The organism is Dorea sp. AM58-8 (assembly GCF_003464045.1).
Lineage (GTDB): Bacteria > Bacillota > Clostridia > Lachnospirales > Lachnospiraceae > Claveliimonas > Claveliimonas ammoniilytica.
In genome coordinates, this window is record NZ_QSDM01000008.1 from 1 (window position 1) to 16,060 (window position 16,060).

Genomic DNA, 16,060 nt, shown 5'->3' on the forward strand with positions numbered 1-16,060 from the left:
AGAGAAGTATTTCAAATCAGAAAAAGAAGAATTAGACAACTTCAAGTTGTAGAATTCAAAAATTTAATATGAAATGTGAGATAGAGCGTATGGAAATAATCTATACGTTTTATTTTTTTGCCTTTTTTGAAAAAGTGATTAAAAAACTATTGACATTTTGTTACTGGAGAAGCTGATGGTAGAATGTAAAACATATCAAAAAAGTGGGTTTATATGGAACCTATTTATGACGCTATAGAGAGAGGATGCACATATGATAGAGTTTAAGAATATAACCAAGCATTTCCTGACGAAGAAGAATTCAGTTCATGCCGGAAGATGGTCTGCCGATTGTGGAACCGACTGATAACTATTATCAGGCATTCATCAACTGGGAAAAGAATGAATACTGGGATATATATACCAATGGCATCCGTGTGCTGTTCGGCAATGCGTTCGGATCTGTGGCATGTGAAGCTGCATATGAAGGTGGCGAAGAGTGGTACCGGGATGTGAAGAAACAGATATGGTCTAATTACGAATATCTGAAACAAACATTTGCTGAAAAGCTGCCGGGAGCAGTGGTATCTCCGTTGGAAGGAACTTATTTGTGCTGGATCGACCTGCGTGCATACATTGATCCGGAAAAAACAAAAGAGCTGATTCAAAAGAGATGCCGTCTCGCGGTGGAGGCAATCTGCAAAAACGTATGATGCCAGTGCGTAGCACGTAACAATCCGTGGGCATTATAAAGGATGTCAATATCCTGACGGGATAGACCTTGCACAATCTTCCCGACATCGATATAATGAATAGACACAGAGGCAGATGGAGGATGACAGGCATGTACTATGGAAATATTAAAACATATGATATTGCAGATGGACCAGGCGTTCGGGTGAGCCTGTTTGTATCAGGATGCAGACACCATTGCAAGGGGTGTTTCAATGCGGAGACGTGGAATTTTGATTACGGACAGCCATACATACAAGAGACAGAAGATGTACTGATTAAGAGCCTGGCGCCGGATTATATACAGGGACTAAGTGTTCTTGGCGGGGAACCTTTTGAACCGGAGAATCAGCCGGAAGTGGCGAGATTGATGAAGCGGGTAAAAGAGACTTATCCCAATAAAGATATCTGGTGTTATTCCGGATATCTGTACGATGTGGATATGCAGCCGGGAGGCAAAGTCCATACAGATGTGACAGATGAGATGTTGTCGTATATTGATGTGCTGGTTGACGGAGAGTTTGTAGAGGAATTAAAGGATATTACACTTTTATTCCGTGGTAGCAGAAACCAGCGGCTGATCTGCCTGAAAGACGGTAAAGATGTCGGACGCTATGATAAGATGATAAAGAGATAAAAGAAAATTGGCAGATAAGTTTGAAAAGACTTGCCTGCCAATTTTTTGTGCAATAAGCCGCCATGCAGAACACTATTCTGCCTGAAGGATGAAAAGTCTGGAGTCGAAGTCACAGCTTGGTTTCCGTCCCATGAGTTCACCACACATAGAGTCAGAAGTTGAAAGTCCTGCGTGCATCAGTTCGTCACCGTAGAATGACTGCGTACTGTCTTTCAAGTGGTAACACAGATCGGGATTCAATCCCAAAAGACGGATCCTGCTGAATGGAGCATTAGTCTGATTAAGTATCTTATACCAGCCGACAATTGCCGTCTTCTGATCATCACTTACAACCATCCAGCTTGTGATATTACTGTTAAATGGACTTGCAATCCGGTAAAAAGTACCGAACTGGAACAAGTGTCTCCATTTTTTCATAAATGCAGTCTGCCTGCGCACTTCAGCCTGTTCTTCATCGGTCAGGGTGTTCAGATCCAGTTCATAGCCGAATGTTCCAAAATATGCCACATTGGCACGGGTGGACAATGGAGTGATCCGGAAAAGCTGGCGGTTAGGAACGGCTGATACGTGACTTCCGATGGAACTGATCGGATAGCAGTAGGAAGTTCCGTATTGGATCTTCAGCCGGTCAACGGCATCGGTATTGTCGCTGGTCCATCCTTGTGGCGCATAGTAGAGCATACCCGGGTCAAAGCGGGAACCGCCGCTGGCGCAGGATTCAAACAGTACTTCCGGAAATTCTGATGTCAGCTTCTCATACAGTGCATATACACCGAGAATATACCGATGGAAGACTTCACCCTGACGGTCTGCCGGGAGAAGTGCAGAATAGCATTCGGTAATGTAACGGTTCATATCCCATTTAATATAAGAAATATGTGCATTTCGGAGGAGGTCTGACATCTGTTGATAGAGATGTTCCACGACATCATTTCTGGAAAAATCTAATACATACTGGTGTCTGGTAAGGGAAGAATGCCGATGCGGTGTCTTAAGCAGCCAGTCCGGGTGCGAACGGTACAGATCAGAGTCTGCATTTACCATTTCCGGCTCAAACCAGAGACCAAATTTCATGCCAAGCGCTTCTACTTTTGCGGACAATCCTGCGATGCCATCCGGTAACAGCTCTTTGTTAGGTGTCCAGTCACCGAGTCCGGCAAAGGAATTCCTCCGTGCACCGAACCATCCATCATCCAGTACGAATAGTTCTACACCACAGTCTTTGGCGCGTCTGGCAATATCCAACAGTTTTTCTTCCGTAAAGTCAAAATAAGTAGCTTCCCAGTTATTGATCAGGATCGGACGCGGTCTGTCGCGCCAGTATCCTCTGGCAAGGCGCTTCTGATACAGCTTATGGAAGGTTTGGCTTAAGTGGTTTAATCCGCAGGAGGTGTAGACCATGACAGCTTCCGGTGTCTGAAAGTCAGCACCAGGGGAAAGTTTCCAGTCAAAAGTATCCGGATGAATACCCATCAGGATTCGTGTGACGTTCTGGTTATCTACTTCTGCCTGTGCAAGAAAATTACCACTGTATACCAGGCTGAATCCAATGGCTTCGCCCTGGAGTTCATCGGTATGCGGTCGTTTTAAGATTACAAATGGATTGTGCTCATGGGAAGAAGCACCACGTGTACTGCCAATGGAAGTGACACCCGGAATCAGTTCGCGGGTGTGGAGATAACGCTCTCTGCCCCATGCACCGGAAAACTGCATCCACTGATAATTGGAATCAGGAAGATCCAGAGAAAGGCTCATGGCGCGGCCAAGGTGCAGAATTTCCGTCCCCTGATTGACAAAATGTACACTGCGGGCGATAATGCCGCCCTGATTGAAAATGGTATAAAGAAGTTCTGCCATCAGTCCGGTCACCGGATCTTTTAATACCAAAAACAAAGTCATTGCTTCGGAATCATCTTCGGTGTAAGTGGCAGGAAGTCCCGGAAGATGCGGTTTGCCGTGTTCAATGCGGTATCCCTTATATTGAAAATCTGACAGATGACTGCCATTTTCCTGGATCACTTCTACTGCCGGCTCACGGAAATCAGAAGTGCCGTATACCGGATATTCCTGTTTTAGATGTTCCAGACACATGGTGTTCAGTTCCTCGGAATAGTATGCGGAATTGGTGCGGTAGCAAGTCTCTAAGAGATGCGAGAAATCTTCCCGGTCCCGGATTGCTGCACCGAAATATAGCTGCCCTATCTGACCATTTGGCAGAATCATCATAAGGTAACTGATGTCATCGTTATATAAGTGGAAAATACCTGTTGATTTGTGAAATGTAATGTTCATAAGCATGTCCTCCGTATGTAGGTTTATTATACTTGATTTGATATGCAAATAAAAGAATGTAATACTTTGTATTTTTATACAGATATGGTAAGATAGAACGAATGGCATTAAATTAGAGAAATAACAGGAGGAATGAGACGATATGAAGACAAAGAATGCTGTATTATTATTCACAGCAGCATTTATATGGGGAACTGCGTTTGTGGCGCAGAGCGTAGGCATGGAATATCTTGGACCGTTTGGCTTCAACGGAATCCGTAATTTTGTCGGAAGTCTGGCACTGCTTCCGTGCATTTTCTTATTAAATAAAATCAATCGCAGATCAGAAGCAGTAGAACAGAACGAACAGCAGAGAGACAGAAAAGTATTGTGGATCGGAGGGATTTGCTGTGGGTTGTGCCTGTTTGTGGCAAGTACCCTGCAGCAGATTGGTATGCAGTATACCAGTGTGGGAAAATGTGGATTCATTACCGCTTTTTATATTGTACTTGTGCCGGTATTTGGTATTTTTTTAAAGAAGAAAGTTGGATGGAAAGTCTGGATGGCAGTAGCGCTTGCAGTGGTGGGACTGTATTTTTTATGTATCACTGACGGATTCTCATTAGGAAAAGGTGATATCTATATCTTTTTGTGCGCAGTAGTATATACGATGCATATTTTGGTTATTGACCATTTTGCACCAAAGACGGACAATGTGAAAATGTCCTGTATCCAGTTTATGGTAGTAGGTGTGCTGTCGGTACCATTTATGCTGATACTGGAAACCGTGACTTTTGATGCAGTGATCAAAACGGCGGGACCGATCCTTTATGCCGGTGTTATGTCCAGTGGTGTTGCATATACAGTTCAGATTATTGGACAGAAAGGTATGAATCCGGCAGTGGCGTCATTGATCTTAAGCCTGGAATCCAGCATTTCCGTACTTTCAGGATGGGTGCTCCTCGGGCAGACGCTGACAGCAAGAGAAGGAATTGGCTGTGTGTTGATGTTTGTGGCAATCATACTTGCACAGATTCCGGCCAAAAATACAGAAAGAAAATGTATAGACAATTGCGTTGAAATATAAAAAAAGAAAAAAAGTTCTTACAAAACAAACAAAAATCTGCTAATATAGTATATAAAGGCGGGAACTGGAATTTCCTGTCTGAAACTAATGGACATATAGAAAGGATATCAGTCGAAACATAGCAGAAAGGAGAATTAGAATGTTTGAGATAGGAACGTATATTGTATGTGGTCAGCATGGTGTGTGCAGAGTGGAAGACATTGGGAAACTAAAATTGTCAGAGGCTTCAGGCAATAAGGATTATTATACGTTATCTCAGGTGTATTCTCGCGGAGGCGTATTGTATGTTCCGGCTGACAGTGATAAGATTATCATGCGTCCGGTTATTACGAAAGAGGAAGCAGAAGATCTGATCGCCCATATGACAGAGATCGATCCGATTCAGATAGACAATGAAAAGCGTAAGGACGATATATTTAAACAGGCATTTAAGACCTGTGACAACAGAGAATGGGTAAAGATACTCAAGGCTCTGTATGCCAGAAAGCAGCTGCGGCTGTCGAAGGGAAAGAAGGTTACAGCAAGTGATGAGCGTTTCCTGCGCACTGCGGAGGACAATCTTTACGGCGAACTGGCAATCTCTCTCGGTATTGACCGCAAAGCGGTGGAAGGCTACATTATAGATAAGATAGAGGTTCAGTAAATGAGATTTGTAATTCAGAGAGTAACACATGCAGATGTAAAAGTAGACGGAGAGACGATTGGTGAGATCGGGAAAGGGTTCATGGTATTGATCGGAGTGGCTGACTCCGATACTAAGGAGATTGCAGATAAGATGATCAAGAAGATGATCGGTCTGCGTATATTTGAAGATGAGGAGGGCAAGACCAACCTGTCGCTGGATGCGGTAGGCGGAAGCCTGCTTCTGATATCACAGTTTACATTGTATGCTAACTGTAAAAAGGGTAACCGTCCAAGCTTCATCGAAGCAGGTAAGCCGGATATGGCTAATGAGATGTATGAATACATCATTGCCAAATGTAAAGAATCCGTAGAGACAGTAGAAAAAGGGAGCTTTGGCGCGGACATGAAAGTCAGCCTGACCAATGACGGACCATTCACGATTGTGTTGGATTCGGATCGGTTATAGATTAGACATAAAGTTTCAAACAAATTCATAAAGAATATAAGTGCTGCACAGGCGGCGCATGCAGATATGGTTCATCGGTAGAACGCCGGCTTCCCAAGCCGGAGAGGCGGGTTCGACTCCCGTTATCTGCTTTTTTATATGCAAAAAAATCTGTGATATTTCCGCTATTCGGTCAAAGTGTTATAATATATGGTAATGGGTAAAAGGCCTGAATCCACATGAGTCTGCGCATAAGTGGATGCAAGACCCTGAAACACCAGTATATATTCATTTGGGGAGGAATAGATGTGAAAAACAGAATGAAAAAGAGATGTATGGCTTCAATTCTGGCACTGGTTATGATGTGTCTGCTTGGCGCATGCGGCACAGATAAAGCTGATACGAAGCTATATCAAAAAGAAAGTAAGGAGACCGATAGTTCATCAACTCAGGATGATACATCAGAAGACAAGTCTGTGGATGACAGCGAAGCAGGGGATATGACGGTACATTTTCTGGATGTAGGACAAGGTCTGTCGATATTGGTACAGTCAGAGGGACAGACGATGATCTATGATGGCGGTGACCGTTCGACGTCAAGCTTTGTGGTTTCATATCTGAAGGAGCAGAATGTATCCAAGATTGATTATCTGATCTCTTCGCATTATGATTCGGATCACATGGCGGGATTAATTGGTTGTTTGAATGCATTTGAAGTCGATCATGTGATATCCAGTGATTATGTACATGACAGTAAATTATATACTTCTTTTGTAAATACGGTGGACGAGAAGGGACTGGAAATGGAGCATCCGGAAGTCGGAACTACATTTTCCTTTGGAAGTGGTTCATTCCAGATACTGGCACCGGCAGAAACCGATCCGAATGGAAGTAATAATAATTCGGTAGCAATCAAGCTGACAAATGGAAGCAACAGCTTTATATTTACAGGAGATGCGGAAGCATCCAGTGAGGCAGCAATGTGTAATTCCGGGATTGATCTGGACTGTGATGTGCTGGTCCCGGGACATCATGGATCAGCGACAGCAACGTCCTGGAATTTTCTGCAGAAGACAGTTCCGGAATATGCAGTCATAAGCTGTGGACAGGATAATCAGTATGGGCATCCGGATAAAGATACTATGGATAAACTGGAAAGCATGGATATCCAGGTGTATCGTACAGACAAACAGGGAACTATTACAGTCACAAGTGATGGTACAAATCTGACATGGAGTACAGAGCCGTGTAATGATTACACGCCGGGAGATGCAGAGGATCAGGGAACTCAGGCCGTGGGATCAGAAAGCAAAGCGGAAAGCAGCGAATCGGCACAAAGTCAGGCAGTACAGAGTCAGACAGCAGATACGCAGGATGTAGGTACTGAAGATCAGGTATGGGTATCTGCTACAGGCAGCAAGTACCACAGCCGGAATAATTGTGGCACCATGAACCCGGATGCGGCAACACAGATGTCCCGTTCGGAGGCAGAAGCAAAGGGATTAACACCTTGTAAGAAGTGTTATTAAATATAAAATATATGGAAGAGCAATTTATGGAAAGAGTAGTTAAGTTTTTGAAAGATGCAGAAGTGTTCTACTTTAAGAATGCAACAGCAACGTTCTCGGCATTTACACATGATCCGAAAGTGGTGAAATTGGGATAGAAATTATGGATGATAAATTTTAAAGCATAGAAAAACCACCCCGAAACTTTGACGAGTCGACAGAGGTGGTAGTTCTATGTTATCACTTTTAATCGAGGTCAACCCCTTGTGGGCGGTTGCTCTATTTGTTTTTATTATATAATAGTGAGGAGTAGATATCAATATTTTTTGAAAAAATCGGGGTAACATTAAAATAAAAAGTCTGTCTCAGACTGCCCAAAACCAACTCTTTTGTGTTATACTGAACGCATGAGAATCGATAGATACCAGATATGGTGTTTCATTTAATGTGAAAGGAGTCTGTATTATGAAAGTGATAGTAATTGGACCTAGAGGTAAGATGGGAAAGCTGATCACACAGGTGGCAGCTGAACGTGACGATATGGAGCTGGTGGCTGGGGTTGCACCGGCAGGCAGAGATTATGTGGGACAGGATCTGGGGATGGTCGCGTTGATCGGACGTAATCTCGGCGTTCCGGTAGTAGATGATCTGGCGGCTGTAATCGATGATTGTGATGTGATCATAGATTTTTCTACCAGGGAGAATGCCCTGAAGGTATTGGATCTGGCAGTGAAGCATGGCAAGGCATTGGTATGTGGTACGACAGGTTTCAGTGAAGAGGAATTTGCAAGATTCAAAGAAGCGGCGAAGACAATCCCGATGCTTTATGCAGCGAACACTTCCAAGCTTGTGAATATTATGAATAAGCTGCTGGAGATGGTAACTAAGACACTGGGTGAAGATGCAGATATTGAGATTCTGGAAATGCATGATCAGTGGAAGAAGGATGCTCCGAGCGGAACTTCCAAAGAGATGGGAGAGATTATGGCACATGCTATGGGCAAAGAGCTTTCTGATATCGCAGTATACGGACGCGAAGGTGAGTCGCCGAGAGAGAAGGGAACCATTGGATATCATTCTTTGAGAGCCGGTAATATTCCGAGCAGCCATACCGTATTTTTCGGATGCATGGGTGAACGCCTGGAGATCACACATCACACCTATAACTGGGAATGTTTTGCAAGAGGAGCTTGCGACTGTGCGGCATATCTGGAAGATAAAGGTCCTGGATTCTATAGCGTACAGGATGTGCTGAATCTTTAGGCTTGCATTTCATAATCGCAGATATTATTATTACTACATACATAATGCATAGATTTTAATGAAGATAAAGGAGACAGATAGATGAAGAAGAAAGTGGTTGTAGCATTAGGACACAGAGCACTGGGAACAACACTTCCAGAGCAGAAGGAAGCAGTTAAGCGTTCAGCAGGCATGATCGCAGATCTGATCGAAGAAGGATATCAGGTAGCGATCACACATAGTAATGCACCGCAGCTGGGCATGATCCATACAGCATTGAATGAGTTTGGCAAAAGCCATACCGATTACACACAGGCCCCAATGTCCGTATGTTCGGCTATGAGCCAGGGATATATCGGATATGACCTTCAGAATGCAATCCGCACAGAGCTTTTGGACAGAGGCATTTTCCGTACTGTCAGTACGATCCTGACACAGGTAACGGTAGATCCTTATGATGAAGCATTTTATACACCGACTAAGGTGCTTGGAAGATATATGTCGGCGGAGGATGCCGCAGCAGAACGTAAGAAAGGTAACTATGTAGTAGAAGAACCGGGTAAGGGATTCCGAAGAGTTGTATCTGCACCGAATCCGGTCAGTATTGTTGAGATTGAGGCAATTAAGGCCCTGGTCAATGCAGATCAGGTAGTTATCGCATGCGGAGGCGGTGGTATTCCGGTACTGGAACAGGATCACCGTCTGAAAGGCGCCAGTGCTGTAATTGAAAAAGACCTGGCAGCGGGTAAGCTTGCAGAAGAACTAGACGCAGATGAACTGATTATTCTGACCAGCGTTGAAAAGGTATGTATCAATCTGGGTAAAGAGAATGAAGAAGAACTCGGAGAGATTACCGTAGAGGAAGCAAAGCAGTACATGGAAGAGGGACATTTTGGTGTCTACAACATGCTTCCGAAGTTCCGTGCATCGGTAGAATTTATCGAGCAGCGGGAAGGAAGAGAAGCCATCATTACATCTTACGATAAATTGATGGAAGGGTTGAAAGGAAAGACAGGAACTATTATCCGATAATTAAAGAAGCTGATGCGCCGATCACCTTTTTACTGCATATACTGTAGAGAGGTGATCGTATGCGACTATGTGAATTTCAGAAAAAGGAAGTCATCAATTCCTGTGATTGCAGTAAGATCGGATATGTGACTGATTTGATATTTGATGAATGCAGTGGCTGTATCGAAGCAATCATAGTGCCTAAGGGCGGCAGGTTCTGTTTCCTGTTTGGAGAAGATACAGAGCTTGTGATACCATTTCAGTGTATCAAGAGGATCGGCCCGGATATTATATTGGTAGAAATGCATGAGAAGAAACCGTGTTGAGGTACAGCAGACTGAGAAGAGGAGAGACTTATAATGAAGTGCCCATATTGTAACCACCCTGACACCAGAGTGATTGACTCCAGACCAGCGGAGGATGGCAGTGCGATTCGCAGAAGAAGATCCTGCGATGAATGTGGAAAACGTTTCACAACTTATGAAAAGGTAGAGACGATTCCGCTTATCATTATTAAGAAAGATAACAATCGAGAACAGTATAACAGAAGCAAGATTGAACGAGGCATTATCCGTGCGTGCTATAAGCGTCCGGTATCTGCTGAGGCGATCCAGAAGGCAGTAGAGCGGATTGAGATTAAGATCTTTAATCTGGAAGCAAAAGAGGTCTCCAGTACAGATGTCGGTGAGATCGTTATGGATGAGCTGAAAGAACTGGACGAAGTGGCATATGTACGTTTCGCTTCTGTATACAGAGAGTTTAAGGATGTGAACACCTTTATGGACGAGATTAAGAAGATGATGTTGGATCGTTCAAAGGGGGATAAATAGACGGAGTAATGTATGAGAACATATAAGATGACCATTTCCTATGACGGCACACGTTATCAGGGATGGCAGCGCCAGGCTATGACGGACAATACGATCCAGCATATCCTGGAATGGACCATCGGACGTATGGTAGGATACCGTGTACAGGTAGACGGTTCCGGACGTACGGACAGTGGCGTGCATGCACGTGGTCAGGTGGCCAGCGTGAAGCTGTCGAAGCTGTACGATGTGGAAGACCTGAAGGATGCATTGAATCGTTCATTGCCGGAAGATATACGTATCATCCGGGTGGAACTGGTGCGCAATGGATTCCACGCCAGAAAGAGTGCCAAGGGAAAGAAGTATGAATATTATATAGACTGCCGGGAAAAACCTGATGTATTTTCCCGGAAGTATTGTTACCATTATCCGGTCAAGCTGGATATTGAGGCAATGCGTGATGCGGCGGATTATCTGGTCGGAACGAAGGATTTTACAAGCTTTACAGATAACCGTGAGACGAGAGATACAATAAGAAGGATTTACAGTATCAAGGTAGTGCGGGCAGGAGATAAAGTGCGCATTACTTATTATGGATCGGGATTCATGTATCATATGGCAAGAATTCTTACCGGTACACTGATCGAAGTGGGGGCAGGTAAGAGAGAAGCGTCGAATCTTCCGCTTGTGCTGGAAGCAAAAGACAGAAGCATGGCGGGATTTCTTGCACCGGCCAGAGGACTTTTCCTCAGAAAAGTATATTACTAAAGACAGATGGAGGATGAGACATGAAGTTTGTTTCATGGAATGTAAATGGAATCCGTGCCTGCGTGAAAAAGGGATTTGTGGATGTATTTCAGGAACTGGATGCGGATGTATTCTGTATTCAGGAAAGCAAGCTGCAGGCGGGGCAGCTGGAGCTGGATATGCCGGGGTACCATCAGTACTGGAATTACGCTGTAAAGAAAGGGTATTCAGGAACAGCAATATTTACAAAAAAAGAACCGCTTAGTGTATCTTATGGCATTGGGATTGAGGAGCATGACCAGGAAGGCCGAGTGATCACACTGGAATTTGAAGATTATTATTTTATCACTGTGTATACGCCAAATTCACAGAGTGAGCTGGCGAGACTGGATTACCGTATGAGATGGGAAGAGGATTTTCTGGCGTATCTGAAGAAACTGGAAGAGACGAAGCCAGTGGTGTTCTGTGGAGATCTTAATGTCGCTCACAGAGAGATCGACCTCAAGAATCCGAAGACCAACCGTAAGAATGCAGGCTTTACCGATGAAGAACGTGGCAAGTTTGGCGAACTGTTGGATGCGGGATTTATCGATACATTTCGTTATTTCTATCCGGATGCAGAGGGCATCTATTCCTGGTGGTCATATCGGTTCAGTGCCAGAGCAAAAAATGCCGGATGGAGAATTGACTATTTTTGTGTATCCGAGGCATTAAAAGACAGACTGGTAGATGCGAAGATCCTGACAGATGTGATGGGTTCGGATCATTGTCCTGTCGTGCTGGAGATGAAGTGATATGAGAATAGAACGAGAACATACGGCAGCATTGATCGTAGATTTTCAGGAGAGACTGGTTCCTGTGATTGCAGACCATGAGGCATTGATGGAGCGCGTGCGGATTCTGCTTCGGGGCTTAAAAGCATTGGAGATTCCGATGACTGTAACACAGCAGTATACGAAGGGACTGGGGATGTCTGTGCCGGAGGTCTGGGAAGCATCTGGAGAGACAGAATATCTGGATAAGATTTCTTTCAGTGCACTGGAAGTGGCAGAGCCGAAGATTCATGATAAGAAGTATATTCTGGTGTGCGGAATGGAAGCACATTGTTGTGTATTGCAGACGGTGATCGATCTGGCGGGAGCAGGGTATGTGCCTGTACTTGTGACAGACTGCATTGGAAGCAGAAGAGAGAGTGACCGCGAGATGGCAATCCGCAGAGCAGAACAGGAAGGTGCTGTTCTTACGAGCAGTGAAGCGATATTATTTGAGTTATTAAAAGAAGCGGGAACGCCGCTCAGCAAAGAGATATTAAAGATTGTAAAGTAGTAGAGAAGAAGCATAAAAGAAAAGTAAGAGGGTATATCTAACGTTTGTTAGATATACCCTCCGTCTATTCCTATGACTTGTCCGGTCATGTATTCCGGACTGTTAATAATCTGCCATGCAAGATCTGCAACTTCATCTGGGTCAGCAAATCGTCCTGCCGGAATGTCTTCAGCAAGTGTAGCGCGTTCTTCAGAGGATAACTGATGATTCATCTCTGTATCAATAACACCGCATGCAAGTGCATTTATCGCAATATGGCTGGGAGCATACTCTTTTGCAAGTGCTTTGGTCAGTCCGTTCATGCCGGATTTGACAGCAGAGTAAGCAGCTTCACAGGAAGCACCGACAGTTCCCCACATGGAAGAGATATTCAGGATCCGTCCGGATTTGGCAGAGACCATATCTCTCAGTGCTTCGCGGGAGCAGTAGAATGCAGACGACAGATTGGAAGCTAGCAGACGATCCCATTCGTTATCAGTCATGTCGATCAGAAGTCCGATATGGCTGATACCGGCATTGTTGACCAGTACATCTAAGCCGGGACATATTTTATGAATTTCCTGAAACATCCGGCGCACCTGATCCGGATCACCTACATCACCGGTAGTTATAGTACAGCTTCCGCCGGGCATACTCAGGATTTTATTTTGTACTTCTTCAAGTTCATTCAGAGAAGTTCGGCAGTTTAAGAAAACATGATATCCTTCTCTGGCGAATTTTAAGGCGATGCTCCGCCCGATTCCGCGGGAAGCACCTGTTACTAGTATATATTTCTGATTCATAGAATTATTGCGCTCCAATCACAATGATGTAAGTATAGTATACCGTATCCAGAATGAAAATAAAAGCAATGAATAGTGAACATACGGAATGAGGGGGTTGACGACAGTAGAAAATTGCCGGATAATAAAAACAGAAATTATCAGAAACTATCAGAAGCGAATACAAGGAGAAGGTACAAAAGCATGATCGATAAGGCAATCGAATTTGCAACCAGGGCACACAGAGGACAATTTCGAAAGGGAACCAGACGACCTTACATCGTACATCCGATTGAAGTGGGAGATATCGTCTGCTCTATGACGACAGATGAAGAAGTCATCAGTGCAGCTTATCTTCACGATACCATAGAAGACTGCGAAGGTGTGACGGAAGAGGTCATTTCCAGAGAGTTTTCAGAACGGGTGGCTAAGCTGGTAGCGCAGGAGAGCGAGGACAAGTCCAAGACCTGGATCGAGCGTAAGAACCGAACAGTATGTCACATTAAGGAAGCTGATCCGGATGTACAGAAGATTGCGCTGGCAGATAAGTTGTCTAATATGAGAGACATTAACCGTGATTATCCGGTATATGGGGAAGAACTTTGGAATCGATTCCGAATGAAGGATAAGAGTATGATTGGCTGGTATTATAAAGGAGTGCGGGATGCGCTTCGCGATGTATTTGCCGGAGAGCCTGCTTATGAAGAATATTGCAGGTTGGTAGAAGCGAATTTTGGTAAATAGGGAGAGCCAGAGATGATTATAAGTGCTAGCAGACGGACAGATATTCCTGCCCTGTATCCGGAGTGGTTTATGAACCGACTGGTGGGAGGAGAAGTACTTGTTCCGAATCCGTACAACAGAAAAAAGGTCAGCAGGATTGAACTGTCCCCGGAGACGGTGGACTGTTTTGTGTTCTGGACGAAGAACCCTGAGCCGATGCTGCCTTATCTCAAGATGATCGATCTGCTTGGCTTCCCTTATTATTTTGAAATGACAATTACAGATTATGGCAAAGATCTGGAGCCGAATCTTCCGACTATGGAAGAGAGTATGGCTACGTTTCTTTTGCTGAGTGAAAGAATAGGAAGAGATCGGGTAGACTGGAGGTTTGACCCGATTATTTTAAATGATGTTTATACGCTGCAGTATCATACAGAGAAGTTTGAGATGATGTGTGAGTGGTTGCATAAATATACAGAAAGGTGTATTATCAGCTTTGTGGATCAATACAGAGGCTGTCCATTTGTGGAACCGGAACAGGAAGAAATCGTTCGGTTGGCAGAGAAACTGGGTGCTATTGCGAAAACATATAATCTTCCTATTTATACCTGTGCGGAAGCAGTAGATCTGATCCCGTATGGCATTTATCCGGGTGCATGTATTGACAGAGAGAAGGTCGAGAGGATCGCCGGATATTCTCTGGATGTGAAAAAGGATAAGGGACAGCGGAAAGTGTGCAAGTGCGTAGAGAGCATAGATATTGGCATGTATGACACCTGCATTCATGGGTGTGGCTATTGCTATGCCACGGGAAGTCTTGATAGCGCAGTTAAGAGGCACAGTATGCATGATCCGCAGTCACCGATCATGATCGGACATCTTCATGGGGATGAGACGATCGTAGACCGGAAGATGCATCTGCAGAGGGATAATCAGATGTCACTGTTTGATTTTATGTGATGTCAGCGCGGCTTTTACGCATGGTTTCTATAGCAGAAGCAAGTACAGTAGAATCTTTATAATGGAATGAGGAAATTATGGATAATTTAATATTTAGTTTGAACGCAACAATCCCGGTATTTCTGATGATGGTACTGGGATACTTTTTTAATAAAATTGGATGGATTGATGACGGATTTGCATCTAAGATGAATAAATTCGTCTTCCGTGTACCGCTTCCAGTATTGTTGTTTGGTGACCTGGCGACGGTGGATTTCTCTGAAGTATGGGATATGCGGTTTGTGTTATTTTGCTTTGTAGTAACAGTATGCAGTATTACGATTGCAGCGGCAGTATCTTGCTTATGGTCAGATCGCTCAATCAAAGGAGAATTTATTCAGGTATCTTACCGAAGCAGTGCGGCACTTCTTGGAATCGCATTTATCCAGAATATCTATGGCACAGCTGGTATGGCACCGCTGATGATCATCGGCAGTGTGCCATTGTATAATGTAATGGCAGTTCTGGTGCTGTCACTTTTTAAACCGGGACAGCAGGGATTAGACCGTGCAATGTGGAAACGGACATTGAAAGGTGTTGTAACGAATCCGATCATACTTGGCATTGTGACAGGTCTTGCGTGGTCAGCACTGCATCTGCCGATGCCGGCGATTCTGAATAAAGCAGTATCCAGCGTGGGCGGTATGGCTACACCGATGGGACTGATGGCGATGGGAGCAACATTCGATTTTGGTAAGGCACTCAGCAAAGTGAAGCCGACTGTCGTAGCGGCATTTATCAAACTGGTGGGATTCTGTGCAATATTCCTGCCGGTTGCAGTACAGATGGGATTCCGTGAGGAGAAGCTGGTGGCGATTCTGGTTATGCTTGGATCTGCAACGACCGTCTCAAGCTTTGTCATGGCGAAAAATATGGGACATGAAGGAGTGTTGTCGTCCGGTGTTATCATGCTGACGACACTGTGCAGTGCATTTACTCTGACGGGATGGCTGTATATTTTGAGAAGTATGGGACTGATCTGATTTCCTATATTAAGAGTTTATGAAGATTTTTTAAACTCCTTGACAAATCGACATCCAATGGCTATCATATTCAATAGTTTAGGCTCGACTTTGATTTATTTTCATGTGCGGGCAGTTGAAAGGCCAGGATGAAGAGGAGTATGTATCGGATGCACCGACAGAGAGGATGGTTCGTT

18 protein-coding genes, 1 tRNA gene and 1 other annotated feature (1 of these 20 cut by a window edge) are annotated in these 16,060 nt (G+C 44.3%); of the genes, 17 read left to right on the forward strand and 2 right to left on the reverse strand.

Features of this window, described 5'->3' with window-relative positions; genetic code table 11:
- Positions 1 to 308: 308 nt before the first annotated feature.
- Positions 309 to 692, forward strand: a complete 384-nt coding sequence (locus DXA18_RS07405; RefSeq protein ID WP_118383360.1) for a hypothetical protein — start codon at positions 309 to 311, stop codon at positions 690 to 692.
- A gap of 131 nt (positions 693 to 823) precedes the next feature.
- Positions 824 to 1,348 (forward strand): anaerobic ribonucleoside-triphosphate reductase activating protein, encoded by a 525-nt coding sequence (gene nrdG, locus DXA18_RS07410; RefSeq protein WP_118383361.1) that lies wholly within the window; start codon positions 824 to 826, stop codon positions 1,346 to 1,348.
- Positions 1,349 to 1,420: 72 nt separating this feature from the next.
- On the opposite strand, the gene DXA18_RS07415 is transcribed toward nrdG, so the two are convergent.
- Complete coding sequence (locus DXA18_RS07415; protein WP_118383362.1) at positions 1,421 to 3,640, reverse strand: alpha-galactosidase; 2,220 nt, start codon at positions 3,638 to 3,640, stop codon at positions 1,421 to 1,423.
- 142 nt (positions 3,641 to 3,782) lie between these two features.
- On the opposite strand from DXA18_RS07415, the gene DXA18_RS07420 reads away from it, so the two are divergent.
- The 12 genes from DXA18_RS07420 (at position 3,783) to DXA18_RS07480 (ending at position 12,418) form a co-directional block, all read left to right on the forward strand.
- Positions 3,783 to 4,706 carry a DMT family transporter gene (locus tag DXA18_RS07420; protein WP_118383363.1) on the forward strand — a complete coding sequence of 308 codons (924 nt, stop codon included), beginning with the start codon at positions 3,783 to 3,785 and terminating at the stop codon, positions 4,704 to 4,706.
- A 139-nt stretch (positions 4,707 to 4,845) separates the two neighbouring features.
- Positions 4,846 to 5,349 (forward strand): CarD family transcriptional regulator, encoded by a 504-nt coding sequence (locus DXA18_RS07425; protein WP_118383364.1) that lies wholly within the window; start codon positions 4,846 to 4,848, stop codon positions 5,347 to 5,349.
- A complete protein-coding gene (gene dtd, locus DXA18_RS07430) occupies positions 5,350 to 5,796 on the forward strand; it encodes a D-aminoacyl-tRNA deacylase (RefSeq protein WP_118383365.1) in 447 nt (148 codons plus the stop codon).
- 60 nt (positions 5,797 to 5,856) lie between these two features.
- A tRNA-Gly gene (locus tag DXA18_RS07435) sits at positions 5,857 to 5,927 on the forward strand.
- A 156-nt stretch (positions 5,928 to 6,083) separates the two neighbouring features.
- The gene (locus DXA18_RS07440; RefSeq protein ID WP_243007069.1) at positions 6,084 to 7,304 is read left to right on the forward strand and encodes a ComEC/Rec2 family competence protein; all 1,221 of its coding nucleotides are present in this window, start codon (positions 6,084 to 6,086) and stop codon (positions 7,302 to 7,304) included.
- Positions 7,305 to 7,748: 444 nt separating this feature from the next.
- On the forward strand, positions 7,749 to 8,546 hold the full coding sequence (gene dapB, locus DXA18_RS07450) for a 4-hydroxy-tetrahydrodipicolinate reductase (RefSeq protein WP_118383366.1): 798 nt from the start codon (positions 7,749 to 7,751) through the stop codon (positions 8,544 to 8,546).
- 81 nt (positions 8,547 to 8,627) lie between these two features.
- The gene (gene arcC / locus DXA18_RS07455) at positions 8,628 to 9,557 is read left to right on the forward strand and encodes a carbamate kinase (RefSeq protein WP_118383367.1); all 930 of its coding nucleotides are present in this window, start codon (positions 8,628 to 8,630) and stop codon (positions 9,555 to 9,557) included.
- 59 nt (positions 9,558 to 9,616) lie between these two features.
- The gene (locus DXA18_RS07460; RefSeq protein WP_118383368.1) at positions 9,617 to 9,862 is read left to right on the forward strand and encodes a PRC-barrel domain-containing protein; all 246 of its coding nucleotides are present in this window, start codon (positions 9,617 to 9,619) and stop codon (positions 9,860 to 9,862) included.
- Between the two features lie 33 nt (positions 9,863 to 9,895).
- Positions 9,896 to 10,366 carry a transcriptional regulator NrdR gene (nrdR, locus tag DXA18_RS07465; RefSeq protein WP_118383369.1) on the forward strand — a complete coding sequence of 157 codons (471 nt, stop codon included), beginning with the start codon at positions 9,896 to 9,898 and terminating at the stop codon, positions 10,364 to 10,366.
- Between the two features lie 12 nt (positions 10,367 to 10,378).
- Positions 10,379 to 11,113, forward strand: a complete 735-nt coding sequence (gene truA / locus DXA18_RS07470) for a tRNA pseudouridine(38-40) synthase TruA (RefSeq protein ID WP_118383370.1) — start codon at positions 10,379 to 10,381, stop codon at positions 11,111 to 11,113.
- A gap of 20 nt (positions 11,114 to 11,133) precedes the next feature.
- On the forward strand, positions 11,134 to 11,886 hold the full coding sequence (locus DXA18_RS07475; protein WP_118383371.1) for an exodeoxyribonuclease III: 753 nt from the start codon (positions 11,134 to 11,136) through the stop codon (positions 11,884 to 11,886).
- A gap of 1 nt (position 11,887) precedes the next feature.
- A complete protein-coding gene (locus DXA18_RS07480; protein ID WP_118383372.1) occupies positions 11,888 to 12,418 on the forward strand; it encodes an isochorismatase family protein in 531 nt (176 codons plus the stop codon).
- 47 nt (positions 12,419 to 12,465) lie between these two features.
- Here DXA18_RS07480 and ymfI read toward each other — a convergent pair whose 3' ends face one another.
- Entirely contained in the window at positions 12,466 to 13,200 is a 735-nt protein-coding gene (gene ymfI, locus DXA18_RS07485) for an elongation factor P 5-aminopentanone reductase (RefSeq protein ID WP_118383373.1), read from the reverse strand.
- A gap of 183 nt (positions 13,201 to 13,383) precedes the next feature.
- On the opposite strand from ymfI, the gene DXA18_RS07490 reads away from it, so the two are divergent.
- The 3 genes from DXA18_RS07490 (at position 13,384) to DXA18_RS07500 (ending at position 15,884) form a co-directional block, all read left to right on the forward strand.
- Positions 13,384 to 13,923, forward strand: coding sequence for an HD domain-containing protein (locus tag DXA18_RS07490; RefSeq protein ID WP_118383374.1), 540 nt, complete (start codon positions 13,384 to 13,386; stop codon positions 13,921 to 13,923).
- A 12-nt stretch (positions 13,924 to 13,935) separates the two neighbouring features.
- On the forward strand, positions 13,936 to 14,862 hold the full coding sequence (locus DXA18_RS07495) for a DUF1848 domain-containing protein (RefSeq protein ID WP_118383375.1): 927 nt from the start codon (positions 13,936 to 13,938) through the stop codon (positions 14,860 to 14,862).
- Positions 14,863 to 14,939: 77 nt separating this feature from the next.
- Positions 14,940 to 15,884, forward strand: coding sequence for an AEC family transporter (locus DXA18_RS07500; protein WP_118383376.1), 945 nt, complete (start codon positions 14,940 to 14,942; stop codon positions 15,882 to 15,884).
- A gap of 116 nt (positions 15,885 to 16,000) precedes the next feature.
- Positions 16,001 to 16,060 (forward strand) — a binding site (T-box leader) (it continues 169 nt past the right edge of the window).